A 16,370-nucleotide genomic window follows, 5' to 3' on the forward strand; every position below is an offset into this window, starting at 1 on the left:
GGGTGGAGCAGCGATGGGGCACCGGTCTGGTGCCCCACCGCCATTCAGGTCAGAAAGTGTATTCGGCGCCGAGCTGGATCCGGCGAGCATCGGTCACGACGCAGCCGGCCTTGCCGAAGTTCTCCTTGTCGTTCGGGTCGCCCGTATTGTAGCAACCGAGGTTGGCGCGGTTGAACGCATTGAACATATCCACCGTCAGGCCCAACGTGCCGCGGCCGAACGACGGCAAGTCTTTCCGCAACCGCATATCGACATTCCGGTACGGGAAGGTCCCCGGCACGGTGTAGCCGCCGCGAATGTACCCAGCCCCGCAGAAGCGACCCGGGCAGCCGACGTCGATCTTGTACTTGCCGCCGAAGGTGGCAAGGCCCGAGAACTGGATGCCGAAAAGATACGGCAGATCGACAATCCAGTTCGCCACGACGCGATGCTGCTCGTCGTTGGACGGGTGCTTCGGGATCCCCAGCGCGTTCGGGAAGGCGAAGACATCACCCAGATTGTCGACACCCTGCAACGAGCGGGTTGCGTACGTGTACGCTACGCCGACGCCCCAGCCGAGATCCTTGGTCGACGCGCGACGATACGGGCGGTCGATCTGCACCTGGAGTGCGTCGTACCAGGTCTTTCCGTCGTTGGTGCTGTAAATGAAGTTGCTGAAGCCGTGCGCACCGAGATCGAAGTTGTCGCAGCAACCGCCGGTGGAGTTCAGCTTGAAGTTGGCCCAGTTGAGGGTCATCTGGTCCACACCGCGAACGCCCGCATAGGTCGCCGACACCGCCCAGTCCGCGATCAGCTGACGAAGCCCGACGTTGAACTGCGTCGACTTGGGGCTCTTGGCCTTGTTGTCGATGAGCCAGGCCTCCGGCGTACCGACGCTGTGCACCAATGCGTCGAGCGTGGACTTGCTCGCCGTGAGGTATGCGTCGCTCCACGCCACCTGATTCCCGGTCGGTGCCACGCCGCGCGGTGCGAACTTCACCGTATAGGTCGGGTGGGCGAGCTTCTGGGTCTCGTCGACAGCGAAGAGGTCGAACTGCGACCGGTCGTAGTAGATGCCGAATCCGCCGAAGAGCGTGGTCTTGCCGGCCTTGTCGAACGAGTACGAGAAGCCGAGGCGCGGCTGGATCGCGCCATAGAATGGCTTCCGCTGCGAGCCATCGGTGGTGTACCGGGTCAGGTCGAGCGGCGTCATCAGCTGATTGTTGTAGCGCGTCAGCGTGTCGACGACGTTCTTCGGAGTCACGTAGTCATAGTTGAGCATGTGCGACTCGTAATCCCAGCGCACGCCGAGGTTGAACGTGAGGCGCTCGGACGGGCTCCAGTCATCCTGCAGGTAGAGACCGACCTGATTGTTGTTCGCGTTCAGGTTCGGGTCGCCGGTGCCGTACCGGAGTTCACCCGGGGAACCGAAGTTGTAGGTCGAGCCGTCCTGCGTCGCGTTGTAGACGAAGCGCGGCGTGCCGTCGTTGTCCTTGAGAATGTCGTACTTCACGAGGTCGAACGAGGCCCCCATCTTGATCACGTGCCGACCAGCCATCTCGAGGCCTGAGTAGGTCAGGTCATCGCGGAAGCCGATGCGCTTCTGGAGGAAGTCCTGGGTGCTCGAGTTGCTGCCGATGACCGCCTGCCCACCGCTGTAGTTGTACTCGCGGGTCGCGATGCCGGCCTCGTTCGGGCTCGGGTTCCGGCGGAAACGCGAGTAATCCACCTTCGCCTCGTTGAGCCATGCGCCCATGAACGAGTTGTACTTGAGCTGGGCGATGGTCACGTTCTGGCGGTAGTTGACGGCGGTCTGGAAGGCGTTGTTACCGCCGAAGTCGCGGATGTCGGTCTCGTGGCGATTGCTGAACGAGAGCTCCATCTGTGACTTGGTCGACGGGGCATAGTCGAGCTTGGTGAAGATCAGCGACTCCCGGAATGGTGAGCCGAATTCGCCGTTGTACTTCGCGAGATTCACGGTGTCGAGCGCCGGGAAGCCGGTTGGCGGGGTGTTGATCGCCACGCGGTTGTTGCGATTCTGGGTATTGCCTTCGTACGACGCGAAGATGTGCGCCTTGTCCTTGATGATCGGACCGCCGAACGAGAGCGCCATCAGCGTGCGGTTGTAATCCGGCTTCTTGTAGTTCGGATTGGTGCTCTTGTCCTTGACCTGGAACGAGTCGAGCGCGACGAAACCTTCATTCTGGTATCCGACCAGTGCGTTGCCGGTCCAGATGTTCGAGCCCGACTTGGTGGTCGCGGTGATGATCGCGCTCGAGGACTTCTGATACTCGGCCTTGAAGTTCTGCGAGATGACCCGGTATTCCTGGATCGCGTTGCGCGGGAACGGATTGCCGCGCGAGGCGTCCTGTCCGCTCACACCACCGGCCGTGAGGTCGTTCTTGAGCGAGGTCCCGTCAATGAACAGGTTGACGGAGCTGGGTCCCTGACCGCCGGCCGAGAATGTCCGGAAGTTGCCGCTCACGCGATCCTCGGTGACCGTGACGCCCGGGGCCAGCGCGGCAAGATCGAGGAAGTTGCGGCTCGGCGTGGGCAGCTTGCTGATCTGCGCCGAGCTCACGTTGGTGGCGACTTCGGAGGTGCGTGTCTCCGTGGTCGGCGCCGCTGTGACAGCGATTTCGGCCAGGGTGACGGCGCGCTGCTCCAGCGCGAAGTTCTGCTCGATCGTGGTGCCGATCTGCACCACCACGACACGGCTCTGGGCACCACTGCCGACCCGGCGAGCGGTGAGTTCATAGGTGGCCGGAATCAGGCCTGGCAGCACATAGCCACCGTCGCCGCGTGCCTGTGCGGTGCGAACGACGCCGCTCGCGATGTTCTTCGCGATCACCTCGGCCCCAGTCGCCGCCTTGCCGTCGAGGGTGATCGTCCCTCGAATGGTGCCGGTCGAATTCTGGGCGGACACCGGACCGACCAGCAACACGGCGAAGAGCGCCATACTGATGGCCAGAAACCGGTTGAGGTGGTTACGCATTCCTCGAGTGTTCATACAACCTCCCTCCAAGGTGGACTACGGTACTGCGCTATTGCGGAATCGGGGGCCCGGCCGGTGCAGCCCGGGCACCGCAAGACCGGCGCACGACGAGGGTCGTCGTGGCGGTTTCACGGATGAGAGCGCGGCGGCCCGGGTGACGAAGCTCCGAGACCAGTGCCGCTGTAGCGCGCTCCCCGAGCGCGCTGATGTCAACGTGTACCGAACTGAGCGCCGGCTCGACATAGCGCGCCATGGGGATGTCGTCGAACCCCCCGATGGCGATGTCATCCGGGACCCGGAGTCCGGCCTCACGCAGGGCGAAGAGCGCCCCGATGGCCATGCCGTCGTTGGCCGCGAAGATCGCGGTCGGGCGTGGTTGCAGTCGCAGTAGTGTCTGCGCTCCGGCAGCGCCGGCGGCTTCGCTGAAGTCGCCGGGCACGATGAGTTCATCGAGCACCGGGAGTCCGCTGTCGGCAAGTGCCGCGCGATAGCCACGCAGCCGCTCGGTCGCGTCGAAGTTCCCCGCTTCTCCGGTCAGGATCGCAATGCGCTGGTGGCCGAGGGACGCGAGGTGACGGACCATGCTGTAGGCCCCCTCGTAGTTCTCGACGTTGATGGCATTGTGGGGTGTTTCGGAGGGCGGGCAGTTCAGCAGGACGACAGGGAAACCGGCGGGGAGCGCTCGCCGGGAAAGCTCACCGGTAAACTCGGGCGACATCAGCACCAGGCCGTCGACCCGGCCGCGCATCGCGCGAAGCGCTGCCTCCAGGGTCGGGCCACTATGGCGCGCGCTGGAGACAATGCATTGGTACCCCTCGAGCTGGGCCGTCTGGTCGATGCCGCGCATCACTTCCGAGAAGAACTCGCCGTAGAGGTCCGGGAGCAGGACGCCGATGGTATGGGTCCGGTTGGTGATCAGTGAACGGGCGCCACCGTGCGGGGTGTAATGCAGCCTGGCCGCCGCGGCCCTGACCCGGTCGCGGGTCTCGGGGGCCACCAGATCGTCGCGATTGAGGGCGCGCGAAGCAGTGGCGATCGAGACCCCGGCATCCCGGGCGACTTCCCTGATGGTGACGCTCAAGAGGACTCTGCCGGGCTCGTGGGAGGTGAGCGGACCGGGCACCCGACCGGATCGCCCGCCGGGGTGCCGGCGAGCTGATTGAGCGAATGCAAACGTTTTCGGTGATATGTAAACGTTTGCATTTGTTCGGATTTGCGCAAGGGGGAGGGCGCAGAGACTAATGCCACCACCGCAGTGCTCCCCCTCCCTGATCCCTGGTCTCCTGTCTCTAGTCTCTGGTCGGATGTCGCCCCCGGCAGGGATCCCCCGCATCTCCCGGTACTGATCCCTACCCTCCGACCCGGAGTCTTACCGATGTCCCAACTGATCCGCCGCAGCGGGTTTGCCAATACCCTGCTCCTTGCCACTACAGTCGTCAGCGGCGCGCTGCTCCTCCGCGGCGCGACCCCGGCCGCCCCTGCCACCACCGCGACTGTTCCCGCCGGCGATGCCTGGCTCACCAAGCTCACCGCCAAGCACCGGCAGCTCTTCGACACCCCGACCTCGAACGGTGGCGTCCCGCTGGTGCACCTGATGAACTACTACGACACCTGGAACAAGGCGTACGCGGTTCCCGACAAGGAGATCAACGGTGTCCTGACCTTTTACGGCGCCACAACCTTCTTCGGACTCTCGGATGCGATGTGGTCGAAGTACCAGCTGGGCGCCTTCCTGAACGAGAAGGACGCGGCCGGCACGCCGTTCACCGCCAATCCCTGGCGCAGCAACCCGGTGATTCTCGGGATGAAGCTCGCCCCGGCGAGTATCGAATCGATGCAGAAGCGCGGCGCGACCTTCATCATCTGCAATAACGCGCTGACGATCTTCTCCGGCATGGTCGCGCAGGCGCGCGGGCTCGACGCTAACGCCGTCTATGCGGACATGAAGTCGAACATCCTGCCTAACGTCACGCTGGTTCCGGGTATGGTGGTGGCGATCGAGCAGGCGCAGCGTGCGGGTCTCACCTATCACCGCCAGTAAACTGCTGCGACTGGTCCGCGACGAGCCGCGTATGGCATTTCCTTGCGACAACAGTACCGGCGGCGCCGTCGCGCGGCTGACCCTGGTGGCGAGCGATGGCTTCCCGCTCGCCGCCATTCGTTACCGGGCGCAGGGCGAGACGAAAGGCGTCGTGATCATCGCCCCGGCGACCGGCGTCCGGCAGAAGTACTACGGCGCCTTCGCATCCTGGCTCGCCAGTCGTGGTTACGACGCGATTACCTGGGACTGGCGCGGCGTCGGTGATTCCCGTCACGAGATGGTGCCAGGTGACCAACGGCTCACTATGCGAGCCTGGGGTGAGCGCGACCTCGAGGCGGCGCTGGTCTGGGGAAAGTGTCGCGCCGCCGGTCGACCGCTGCACTTCGTGGGACACTCCTTCGGCGGCCAGGCCCTCGGCCTCGCTGCGTCGGCCCCGGCGGTGACACGGGCCGTGATGATTGGCGCAGGCGAGGGGTATTTCGGACATTGGCCGGTGCCGACTCGGTGGGCCCTCGCGGCGTTCTGGTACGGAGTCATGCCGACCCTCGCCTCGCTCCTTGGTTATTTCCCGTCGTCCCGGTTCGGTCTGGGTGAAGATCTGCCCAGCGGAGTCGCCCGGGACTGGGCGCGATGGTGCCGGAACCCGGAGTATCTCGGGACCTGGGGAGGACACGCCCGGCTCACCCTGCCGGTGATGGCCTACTCCTTCAGCGACGACTGGATCGCCCCCCACCGCGCCGTCGATGCCTTGCTCGGGCGCTATCCCTCGGCGCGAAAGACTCACTGGCACCTCACCCCGCGCCATCTGGGAACCGAGGCAATCGGCCATTTCGGCTTCTTCCGCGAAGGGGTGACACCGAAGCTCTGGCGGGAAAGCGCCGACTTCTTCGACGCCGGATAACCGTGCCGGGCCGGGACGATCGGCAAGGCTTTGTGGACGAATTTCCACTGCCCTGAACAGGGCGGGGGGCTAAATTGATCGCTCAACTTGACGGGCCGGGTATCCAGATGACACCTGCGGCGCTTCCTCACCGTTCCTACGAGCTCGACGCCTCGACCGAGGCGCTCTTCCTGCGTTTGTACAGCGAGCTGCGCCGAATCGCCGACCACCTGCTTCGGCGCGAAGCCGTCGGTCATACCCTCCAGCCCACCGCCCTCGTCCACGAAGCCTGGTTCAAGCTCGCCGGCCCCGGCGCGCCCGAGCCGGTTGACAGGGGTCACTTCCTGGCGCTTGCCGCCCGCGCCATGCGGCAGGTGCTCGTCGACAGCGCACGTCGGCGGCGCGCCGCCAAGCGAAAGGGCGAGCCGGTCCATATCAGTGTGGCTGATGGTGCCTTGACCTTCGCCCTGCCACTTGATGACCTCATCGCCGTCGATGATGCACTGGTTCGCCTCGCGAGCAACGACGAACGACTGGCACGCGTGGTCGAGCTGCGCTTCTTCGCCGGGCTCTCCGAGGACGAAATCGCCGCGGCGCTGAATGTGACCACCCGGACGGTGCAACGCGACTGGGTGAAGGCCCGCGCCTGGCTGCATTCCGAATTGGCAAGCGAGCCGCCCGCGAAATGATCGCGGATCCGCAGTGGACCGAGCTCAACCAGCTCTTCGATGAAGCGGTTGAGCTCCCGGCCGAGCAGCGTGCCCGGCTGCTGGGTGCACTGCGGTTGCGAAATGCTCCCCTGGGCGAGCGGCTTGCGCGAATGCTCGACGCGCACGATCACCCCGGTCCGCTCGACCAGCGCATCACCCCGATGGATGACAGCTCGCTGCAGGAGCACGCCGCCGCCGCGTTGCGCGATCGCTACCGGCTCGACGAACCGCTCGGTGTCGGCGGCATGGCCGCCGTCTTCCTCGCCCACGAGACCAAACACGATCGCAAGGTCGTGGTGAAGGTGTTGCAGCCCCGGCTCGCTGCCGCGATCGGCACTGCCCGCTTTCTCGATGAGATCAGGATCAGTGCCAAGCTCTCCCACCCGCACATCCTCGCACTGATCGATTCGGGCGAGGCCGACGGACTGCTCTACTACGTGACTCCGTTCGTCGGTGGCGAGACCCTGCGCGAACGACTCGCTCGCCGTGGGGCGTTGCCGTTGTCGGATGCCGTTGCATTGCTTCGCGATGTCGCCGATGCCCTCGCGCACGCGCACGACGCAGGCGTGGTGCATCGCGACCTCAAACCGGAAAACGTGCTCTGCGTCGGGAGTCACGCCTTCCTGCTCGACTTCGGCGTGGCGAAGCTCGAAGCGGGCGCCGCCGTGTCGCGGCCCACCGACCCCGGTCTCGCCATCGGAACGCCGGGGTACATGGCGCCGGAGCAGGCGGCTGGCGTTACCGTCGATCATCGCGCCGACATCTACGTATGGGGATTGCTCGCGCGCGAACTGCTGACCGGCCAGCGACTCCTCGATGCGCCACTCGCGAGCCTCCGCGCCGATGTGCCGCGCTCGCTGGTAGCCCTGATCGAAGCGTGCGTCGCGCTCGATCCGGTGGAACGCCCCTCGACGGCGGCGTCGCTCGTCGCCGCGCTCGACGGCGTGTTGGCCCCGGTGAAGGTGGCGCCACGCTGGCCCTGGCTCGTGGCAGCGGCAATCGCGCCGATCGCGATCGGACTCCTCCTTGCCAGCAGGCCGGCGAAGCCCGTCGTCCCCGCGCTGACTGGTCCGATCGCCGTCACCCCGCTCGACGATGAGACCGCAGATACTTCGCTCGCCGGCTGGGGACGACTCGCCGGCGACTGGATGACCCAGGGGCTGCACGAAGCGAACCTGCTCCCGGTTGTCCCGTGGGAATCGGCGCTGCTAGCGACCGAGCGACACCATAGCGAGGCGGCGGCCGGCCGCCTGCAGGATTTCAACAAGCTGGTGCGCGAGGAGACGGGCGCCGGAGCGATCGTACGCGGCAGCTACTACCGCACTGGCGACTCGCTCCGGTTCCAGGCCACCGTGGTCGATGCCCGCTCCGGTGCACTACTGATCGCCGTCACGCCAGTGGTCGTCCTCCGTGATTCGGCCAACGCAGGCGTGCGACAACTCCGCGATCGGGTGATGGGCGCGATCGGGCTCGCCCTCGACCAGCGCGTCGCTGCCGGAAGTGCCTTCGCCACTCAGCCACCGACGTACGAGGCCTACCGCTCCTTCGACCGCGGTCTCGCGCATTTCAATCGTTATGAGTATGCCGCTGCACGGGTCGACCTGCAGGATGCCTGGCACCACGACTCGACCTTCTTCCCGGCGCTGATCCTCGGATCCTACGCTGCCGCGAATGACAACGACTGGGTCGCCGCCGACACCCTGATCCGGCTCGCGCTCTGGCACCGGCCGCTCCTCAACGACTTCTACCTCTCGTTTGCCGAGATGATGGCCGGCACAGTGAAGGGCGACAAGGAACGCGCGCTCCGCGGCGCGCTGCGGGGGAGTGCTCTCGCGCCCGGCTCCCGGCTCCCGTACAACGCGGCGCACTTGCTGGAGCAGCTCAATCGCCCGCGCGAAGCGGATTCGGTCCTGGCCGCAATGGATGCGGACCACGGCCCGATGCGCGACTGGCCCGCCTACTGGAGCCAGCGCGCCTTCAGCAACCATCTGCTCGGCGACTACGATCAGGAATTGAAGATGGCGCGCACGATGCGGGCGCGGCATCCGATGCAGCGAGTGAGCTGGGTGATCGAGGCCCGTGCCTATGCCGCTCTGGGTCGGCAGCAGGAACTCGACTCGCTCGTCGCGGTGGCGCGATCGCTCGAACCCGATGTCTACTGGTCGGTGGGAGCAATGCTCGTGATCGCAGGCCAGGAAGCGATGGTGCACCAGCACGGCAACCCGGCGCTGCTCTTCCAGCAGGCCGTCGACTTCCTGACGCCCCGGCTCGCGCTGGACCCGACCGATCGCAACCATCGTAACTGGCTCGCGAACGCACTGATCGGACTCGGCCAGCGCGACTCGGCCGAGCGCGTCCTGCTCGCCCTCGACCGCGACGAGCCGAACAGGCTGGCGACCCGCGGTCGACTCGCCGTGCTGGCTGCGCGACGTGGCAACCGCGCCAGCGCCGAGCAATGGCTGCTCGACGCTCCCGCACACCAGCGCGGCGAGGCGCTGCTCTATGAAGCCCGGATGGCCGCCGTCCTCGGCGACAAGGAGACCGCGCTTACCCGCCTCGCCGACGCCCTCCGCGCTGGCGTCGACAACTGGCACTGGAACATCCACTACGCCCTGCCCGACTTCGCCGCTCTCTCGCGGGATCCCCGGTTTACCTCGCTGGTCACACCGCATTAGGTCCTGCTGCGACTGGCGCTCCAGGAAACCGGTGCCACACAAGCGCCGTAAATCGTCATAGCTTTCGAGATGCGCCTACTCCAACCTCGAGGACCTCAATGACGATCAAGAAGGCTGCCAGGAAGGTTGCGGAAGAGACCGCGGCCGCGGTCGTGAAGAAGACCACCAGCGCGGGGACAGCGGCCAAGGCGGCAGCGAAGTCTGCGGCCACTCGCCTTGCCGACAAGGTCAGCGGTCGTGAAGCGAAGCGGAAGAAGGTCAAGAAGGCCGCGGCCGTCTTCCTCGGCGCCGCAGCCGCTGTCGGGGCCGGCGTCGCCATCGCCAAGGCCGCCAAGATGAAGAAGAAGGGTCGCTAGCGAGCACCCGCGGTCGCTGGCACCAGCACATCGAGGGCCAGCGGCCGGATCTTGTACTCCAGGGGCGCCTTCAGCACCGCGACTTCCCCATCGACCGCCACCCTGACGAAGTGGTGGCGCGCCTCGATCGTGACACTCTCCGCACTCACCATCTCGAGCTGACCTGTCAGTTCTCCCTTCGACAGCATCCGCCAGACCAGCCGAAGCAGATGCCAGCGGCGCCTCGCCTGCACGACGTAGACGCCGAGCTCTCCGGTGGTGAGCGAATCGCGGCCGCCCGCGTCGAGCCCGGTCATCCGGTAGGGATTGTTGCCGATCATCACGAGCGAGGTCCGCCGTAACACCGGTTCACCGTCGACCACCAGCCGCAGCCCGAGGGTCGGGTTGTGCCGGAGGACACGGAAGGTGGCCCACCCGGCAATGATCCACTTCCGCATTCCGTGCGCGGGAAAGCGCTGCCGCAGCTCGACAATTCTCGGATAGAGCCCCAGCGACGAGTTGTTCAGGAAGAGTCGGCCATTCACTTCGGCGACATCCACCTGTGTGCGGTGGCCGGCGACAATCACTGCGACTGCCTGGGCCAGCTCCTGGGGAATCCCGAGATCCTTGGAGAAGTGATTGAGGGTGCCGAGCGGTAACACGCCGAGCGTGATGTCATGACCCTGCATCGCGGAGACCACGCTGTTCACCGTGCCGTCACCGCCTGCCGCGACTATTACCTTCGCCCCGGAAGCGATCGCCGCCGCGGTCGCAGTCGCGAGTTCGCTGCCAGAGTGCGCCGCGAGTACCGTCGCCTCGCGCCCCGCTGCCCTGAAAAGCTGCTCGACCTCCTGCACACGCTCATCGGTCGCACGCGCACCGGCGGTGACGTTGAGGATGACCGCAGTCGCTTCGTCGGGCGCTAGCATTCCAGGCACGCCTCCTCACTTGAACATCTGCGGCAGATCGGACATCCTGCAGGCCCTGGCTCGAGACCGTACCGGCTGGGACGTTCACGGTGACCCTGGACGCACCCTTTTCGCGAGCCGGGAAGCCGGCACATTGTGCGCGAAGCGCCCCGAGCCGCGTCCACGGAAGGAGAACGCGCCCAACCACCCTTCCCAATGGATCCCGAATGTCGAGCACGCCACAGCTGCAGGTTCTCGGTTGGCTGATCTTCGTCTGGGGGCTCGCGCTGATGGTGATCGCAGCTCGACGCGGCAAGGAGCAGGTCCGTTCGACGACATTGCGGATCTCGGGTGCGCTCGGCGGCCTGGCCTTCTGTCTGTTGGCGGCGATCCTGATCTGGGCCGAGACCTCAGTGACACGAAAGGGGCTCCTGACCGGAGCAGTCGTCGCCCTCGCCGCGAGCTGGTATCTCGGTCGTCATTCTCGCAAGATGGATCGGGCGATCAAGCATACCGCCTGATCGCGAAGTGGGCTCGGCGGGCTTGCCCCGGCCGAGCCAGCGCGGGCAGTATTGTGGTGCTCCCCGCACCCATTCTGTTCCGCTCGATTCAGCCCCGGACCCGCCTCGATGACATCACGGCTCAAGCTCCTCGCGCTCTCGCTCTGCCTGCTCGCTACCACGGCGATGACGGGCAATGCACCGCAGATCGACTGGGCGATGGTGGCCCGGATCCGCGAGGAAGGGTTGCAGCACTCCCAGGTGATGGAGTTCGAGGGGTACATCGTCGATGTGCTCGGCGCCCGACTGACACTCTCCGAAGACATGAAGCGAGCCCAGGGATGGCTCAAGGGCGAACTCAGCCGCATCGGCCTCGTGAATGTGGCGGCCGAACCGTTCATGGATTTCGGAGTCACCTGGGACAACGAGTACACCTCGGTTCACATGCTCGAGCCGGACTATACGCCGATGGTCGGCTATCCGATCTCGCACACGCCGGGCACCGAGGGGAAGGTGGTGGCGCAGGCGGTGATCGTGGATCTCGTCGGCCGGGCCGACCTCGAGAAGTATCGCGGGACACTCAAGGGAAAGGCGGTGCTCGTCACGCCACCAGCCGCCATCGACCTGGTCGCGATGACCAACGGCGTGCCACGGCGGAGTGAAGAAGATCTCCGGAAAATGGAAGAGACCGTCATCGTGCCGCCGCGAGCCGTCGCGGCACGGAGCGTTCGCAATCCCGATCTGCTCACGGCCGAGGAGAAGCTCGTCTTCTACAAGTCGGAAGGGGTGGCGGCCGTACTGCAGTGCGAGAGTGGCTGGCTTGGCGCCTGCCGCGGCTATGCCTCTCCCATTGCCCGACGGATGAATTGGTCACGCGAGGGGATTCTTGCGGCTCCGCCAATGATTGCCATCACACCCGAGCACTACAACCGGATGTACCGGATACTCAAGCGGGACATTCCGGTGAAGGTCGAACTCGAAGTCCGCAACCGGATCGGCGACAAGGTCGAGCAGGCGATGAATATCGTGGGCGAAATCCCGGGCAGCGACCTCAAGGATGAGGTCGTGATGATCGGCGCCCACTTCGACAGCTGGCACGCGTCACCCAACGCGAGCGACAACGCATCGGGCGTCGCAGTGGCGCTCGAGGCGATGCGCATTCTCAAGAAGCTTGGCGCCAAGCCGCGGCGGACGATTCGGGTGGCGCTCTGGGCCGGTGAAGAACAGGGGCTCTTCGGTTCGCGCGCATATGTGAAGCAGCACTTCGGCACCGCGGCGGCCCCGACGCCGGCCTACGAAAAGCTCTCGGCGTATTTCAATCAGGACTATGGCTCGGGGCAGTATCGCGGCATTGCGTTGCAGGGGAACGAAGCTGCGCGCGAGTTGCTGACCGCGTGGATGACGCCATTCAAGGATTTCGGGATGACCACGGTCACCAACCAGAGCCTGGGCAGCACCGATCACGTCGCCTTCGACGACATCGGCCTCCCTGGATTCCAGTTCCTGCAAGATCCGACTCCCGGCCAGGGCGGGCACTCCAATCTCGACTTCCTCGACACCATCCAGCCCAACGACCTGATGAAGAATGCGGTGGTGATGGCGTCATACGCGTGGCACGCCGCGATGGCCGATGCGCGGGTACCGCGGAAGAGCGTGCGTCAGTAGCCGGTGACGCGGTAGCGCACGACCCCACGGAGTCCGTCATCGTCGGTCACCAGTCCCCATAACGTGCCGCGCTCCGCGACTTCCAGCGATACGCCGTCGGGCAGCAGGACCGTGCCGAGCGAGATGCCGCGGGGATCCAGCGCCAGCCAGCGATGGCCCCCTGATTCGGTCCGCAATTCGAGCCAGACGGTGTTGTCGCGGCCCAGCACGACCCGGCGCACGGGAGGGTAGGTTCGCGCCGGCACCACCACTGGGCGCGCCGCCCAGCTCGCGGCACTGCTGATCTTTCGAATTTCCTGCTCCCGCTCCCGGAGAGTGTCCAGCGCCCCTTTTGTGACTGCAATCGGTGCGAAGGGGAAAACCTTCACGAAAAGGGTGTCATCGTTTGCGCCGATCGAGGTGACTCGGAAGCTCTCGTCGCTGACTTCGACAAATGCGAATCCGGCGGTCGCGAAAGACTCCGTACTGAGACGTTCAGGGCAGAACGGAATCGCCATATTCGTGATCAGGGACCCGACAGCCCTCGACACCTGACAATGCGACCTGGGGAAGAACCCGATAGGCTTGCGAATGGCGCCGGCCGCACTCACGCGGACCAGCATCGTCGTTCCCGAGTCCGCACGTGCCGCCCAAGCGGGGCGCCTCAGCGTGGGAATGAATGAGACGGCAGCTCGCAAGTCGCCATTGGGAAGGAGCGCCTGCGGCCAGAGACGCGAGACACCAACCTCTTTGGAGACCGGCTCCGCAAACGACCGCACGAATTTGTAGCCAGGGGAAAAGACGCTCACTCGCGAAAGCGCCGGATCGAAGGTCCAGAGCGAATCCTGTTTGAAGCCAATCCTCGTTACGCGCCGGAACTCGCCTGGCCCCTCTCCCTTCCGGCCAACCGTGCTGACCACACCCACCGGACTGAATACCTTGATGAGCCCATCATTGGCCTGTCCGACCAGGATATCCCCTCGTGGCGACACCGCCACATTGAACAGCACGGCGCTCAGATCCGCCGTGGCCGGGTCCACCAGCAGATCTCTGCGGACCGACAGCGTTCGCGGCACCTGCACTTGCACCGCCACCGAGAGCAGGAGTCCAGCGGCGAGTGCGATCATCAGGTCCCCACCTTGTAGCGTACCACCCCCTGCACGCCATCCTCATCCGTGGTGAGGCCCCAGATGGTGCCGCGCTCGGCGGCCTTGAGCGTGACATCGGTCGGTAGCTGGAACGCACCGAGCACGTTCCCCCGCGGATCGAGCACCTGCCACCGATGCCCGCCAGCCGAAGTGCGCATTTCAAGCCAGACAGTATTGTCGCGACCGAGCACGACACGTCGCACTGGGGGATAAGTCGGCTCGGGCTTGGGCTTCGGCATCGCTTCCGCCATCGGTGGCGGAAGTTGTTTGCGAAGGCCCGCATCCCACGCTTCGGCACTGTCCCGCGCAGCGGTGGTAATGGCGATTGGCGTGAACGCGTAAGCACGTGAGAACAGCGTGTCGCCGGTCTCACGAATCAGGGTGACCCGGTACGTAGCGCCCTTCGCGCCAGATCCCAGCACGTCGACGAGGGCGAGTCCGAGGGCTCCATCCCAATCGGTACTCAGTCGTTCCGGGCAGTACGGGACCCTGGTGCTGCCCTGACTCTTTCCCACGGTGTAGGAAATGCTGCACCGTGAGGGCGGGGAGACTGCGAGTCGGCGCTGGTATTCGCCAGTCGCTGAAATTCTCACGAAGAGTGAAGCGCCAGAATCGATGTCAGCAGCCCATGCCGGCTTCGGCGTGCCGTTCCGCATCGAGGCGAGCGCCCGAAGGTCACCACCGGGGAGCACCGCCTGAGTGAAGAAGTTCACCACCGGTTGCTCGGCAACCTTGGCCTGAAACGCTTTCATCGCCGAAAATGGCTCTGGGAAACTTCGCAGCAACTTGTAGTCGGGCCCGAAAAGGGTGATCCGTGCGGTGCTGGGGTCGAGGACCCAGAGCGAGTCTCCGACAAAGCCCACGCGAGTGACGCGCCGGAATTCCCCGGGCCCTTCACCGGCCCTGCCAATCACACTCATCGCCCCCGTTGGCGAAAAGATCTTGATGTTGCTCTGGCCCGGTTGAGGAACGACGATCTCGCCCCGCCGGGAGACGGCGATATTGAAGGCTTCGCTCAGGTCGGCCTTGTCGGGCGACACAAGCAGGTCTCGGGTGACGGTGAGTATCCGCGGCGCTTGCGCGGAAAGTCCGGGCGGGAGGATACCAACGGCGAGTAGCAGAAGTGGCAGGAATCGCTTCACATCGGGCTCCAGGCAGGGGGACAGGAGTGTGCGGCGGGACCGCTATATCAACGCTGAATCGTTACCGCGTCAAGGAGCGTTTCCCAACTCCTTGGTCCACCGCACCAGGTGCGCCGGACGGCTCAGCTTCCCCGGATCGGGAAACGGCAGGTTGCCGCCCACGGTGTAGCCAAAGCGCGAATAGAACGCCGGCAGTTCCTCGCGCAGGTTGACGACATCGATTTCCATCGCGTCGCAACCGTTGGCTGCGCAGTACCGCTCGCTCCCCTCCACCAGCACACGGGCGATCCCCTCCCCCTGCCGCGCGGGATCGACCGAGAGCATGCCGAAGTATCCCCGCGTTTTGCGCAACTCGACATACACCGCGCCCAGCAACAGCTCGGCGTGCAGCGGATCATCGAGCACCAGAAAGTCACCGGTCGTCCCCTCGATGCGTGCACTCAGGTCGGCGGCGTTGGTGCGATCGCCATTGATGAAGAAGTCTTCGGCCCGATAGGCCGCGTTGATGACACGGATGAGTTCCGGAATGTCAGCGAGCGTCGCAATCCTGAGATCCATTAACCCCTGTTCCTGAGCAGTCGTGTCAGCGCCCGGTCGAGTGCTCCGGCAAATGCCTGCTTGGCACGGGCGTCATAGGGAGCAGGGCCGCCGGTGACCACACCGTTGCTGCGCGCCTGCTCCATGAAATCGCGAATCGAAAGACGTTCCCCGATCGTTTCCAGGGTGTGCTCATCGCCTCGGGGGTCCAGCACGACGACGCCCTTGGGCACCAGCAGGGCCGCGAGCGGAATGTCCTGCGTCACTGCGAGATCGCCTGAGGCCGCTTCTGCTGCGATATGCGCATCTGCGACATCGGCGCCGCCATCCACCCAGACCGTCGTGACCAGCGGATAGCCCAGCGGTGGGCGGAGATGGCTGTTGGCGACCATCACGACCGGAAGGTCGAGCCGCTTCGACGCGCGGAAGATCAACTCCTTCACATCGCGCGGCGCCGCATCGGCGTCGATCCAGATCTTCACCCTTGGTCCACGAATCGCTTGAGCTGCACATCGATGCCGCAAATATGCTCGGCGAGCCAGAGGTCAATGGTGTTCACCAGCTCATACGCGACGACCTCGCTGAAGCCGTCGCGTGCGTAGCCCTGACGGAAGCCATCCAGTGCGGTCACAAACTCCTGGTGCGCCGCGATATTTCGGCGGCCGGCCGGACACTGGTACCGCAGCATGCACCCTTCCTCGAAGCCGAAGTGTCCCTGGGCATACAGATCGAGTGATTCGAGGAATTCAGGATAGAGCCTGGCGCCCTGCACTTCGTCCAGCGCCTCGCGATAGTCTTCGGCCATCTTGAAGATCATCTTGTGCTGGTCGTCGATTTTGGTGATGCCAGTCGCGTAGTCTTCACGCCACTTCACGG

General features: G+C 65.1%; 15 protein-coding genes. 7 read left to right on the forward strand and 8 right to left on the reverse strand.

The genetic code is table 11. The features are described 5' to 3' along the window. Positions 1-49: 49 nt before the first annotated feature. Together V4558_12255 and V4558_12260 are read right to left on the reverse strand one after the other, a co-directional pair. Positions 50-2,989, reverse strand: coding sequence for a carboxypeptidase regulatory-like domain-containing protein (locus V4558_12255; GenBank protein ID MES2306277.1), 2,940 nt, complete (start codon positions 2,987-2,989; stop codon positions 50-52). Positions 2,990-3,023: 34 nt separating this feature from the next. After that, complete coding sequence (locus V4558_12260) at positions 3,024-4,055, reverse strand: LacI family DNA-binding transcriptional regulator (GenBank protein ID MES2306278.1); 1,032 nt, start codon at positions 4,053-4,055, stop codon at positions 3,024-3,026. 294 nt (positions 4,056-4,349) lie between these two features. On the opposite strand from V4558_12260, the gene V4558_12265 reads away from it, so the two are divergent. The 5 genes from V4558_12265 to V4558_12285 all read left to right on the forward strand — a co-directional run bounded on the left by V4558_12265 (position 4,350) and on the right by V4558_12285 (position 9,636). Then, the gene (locus tag V4558_12265) at positions 4,350-5,015 is read left to right on the forward strand and encodes a hypothetical protein (protein MES2306279.1); all 666 of its coding nucleotides are present in this window, start codon (positions 4,350-4,352) and stop codon (positions 5,013-5,015) included. Positions 5,016-5,046: 31 nt separating this feature from the next. After that, complete coding sequence (locus V4558_12270; protein MES2306280.1) at positions 5,047-5,916, forward strand: alpha/beta fold hydrolase; 870 nt, start codon at positions 5,047-5,049, stop codon at positions 5,914-5,916. Between the two features lie 74 nt (positions 5,917-5,990). After that, complete coding sequence (locus tag V4558_12275) at positions 5,991-6,584, forward strand: ECF-type sigma factor (GenBank protein MES2306281.1); 594 nt, start codon at positions 5,991-5,993, stop codon at positions 6,582-6,584. Further along, complete coding sequence (locus tag V4558_12280; protein MES2306282.1) at positions 6,581-9,280, forward strand: protein kinase; 2,700 nt, start codon at positions 6,581-6,583, stop codon at positions 9,278-9,280. Before V4558_12275 ends, V4558_12280 begins: the two co-directional genes overlap by 4 nt. A gap of 98 nt (positions 9,281-9,378) precedes the next feature. Then, positions 9,379-9,636: a hypothetical protein gene (locus tag V4558_12285; GenBank protein ID MES2306283.1), complete on the forward strand. Its 258-nt coding sequence runs from the start codon at positions 9,379-9,381 to the stop codon at positions 9,634-9,636. Here V4558_12285 and V4558_12290 read toward each other — a convergent pair. After that, positions 9,633-10,544, reverse strand: coding sequence for a YegS/Rv2252/BmrU family lipid kinase (locus V4558_12290; protein MES2306284.1), 912 nt, complete (start codon positions 10,542-10,544; stop codon positions 9,633-9,635). The two genes, V4558_12285 and V4558_12290, sit on opposite strands and share 4 nt — an antisense overlap. Before the next feature lie 206 nt (positions 10,545-10,750). Between V4558_12290 and V4558_12295 the strand changes: the two genes are divergently transcribed. Next, positions 10,751-11,044, forward strand: coding sequence for a hypothetical protein (locus V4558_12295; GenBank protein MES2306285.1), 294 nt, complete (start codon positions 10,751-10,753; stop codon positions 11,042-11,044). Positions 11,045-11,152: 108 nt separating this feature from the next. After that, on the forward strand, positions 11,153-12,688 hold the full coding sequence (locus V4558_12300; protein MES2306286.1) for a M20/M25/M40 family metallo-hydrolase: 1,536 nt from the start codon (positions 11,153-11,155) through the stop codon (positions 12,686-12,688). Here V4558_12300 and V4558_12305 read toward each other — a convergent pair. From V4558_12305 to V4558_12325, 5 genes are all read right to left on the reverse strand, one after another. Then, positions 12,682-13,794, reverse strand: a complete 1,113-nt coding sequence (locus tag V4558_12305; GenBank protein MES2306287.1) for a hypothetical protein — start codon at positions 13,792-13,794, stop codon at positions 12,682-12,684. The genes V4558_12300 and V4558_12305 overlap by 7 nt on opposite strands. Then, complete coding sequence (locus V4558_12310) at positions 13,794-14,957, reverse strand: hypothetical protein (protein ID MES2306288.1); 1,164 nt, start codon at positions 14,955-14,957, stop codon at positions 13,794-13,796. The genes V4558_12305 and V4558_12310 overlap by 1 nt, the downstream gene beginning before the upstream one ends. 69 nt (positions 14,958-15,026) lie before the next feature. Further along, positions 15,027-15,515: a GNAT family N-acetyltransferase gene (locus tag V4558_12315; protein MES2306289.1), complete on the reverse strand. Its 489-nt coding sequence runs from the start codon at positions 15,513-15,515 to the stop codon at positions 15,027-15,029. Further along, entirely contained in the window at positions 15,515-15,976 is a 462-nt protein-coding gene (locus V4558_12320) for a YaiI/YqxD family protein (GenBank protein ID MES2306290.1), read from the reverse strand. The genes V4558_12315 and V4558_12320 overlap by 1 nt, the downstream gene beginning before the upstream one ends. Next, the gene (locus V4558_12325; protein ID MES2306291.1) at positions 15,973-16,368 is read right to left on the reverse strand and encodes a hemerythrin family protein; all 396 of its coding nucleotides are present in this window, start codon (positions 16,366-16,368) and stop codon (positions 15,973-15,975) included. The genes V4558_12320 and V4558_12325 overlap by 4 nt, the downstream gene beginning before the upstream one ends. Positions 16,369-16,370: the final 2 nt, after the last annotated feature.

This window comes from Gemmatimonadota bacterium, assembly GCA_040388535.1.
Lineage (GTDB): Bacteria > Gemmatimonadota > Gemmatimonadetes > Gemmatimonadales > GWC2-71-9 > Palsa-1233.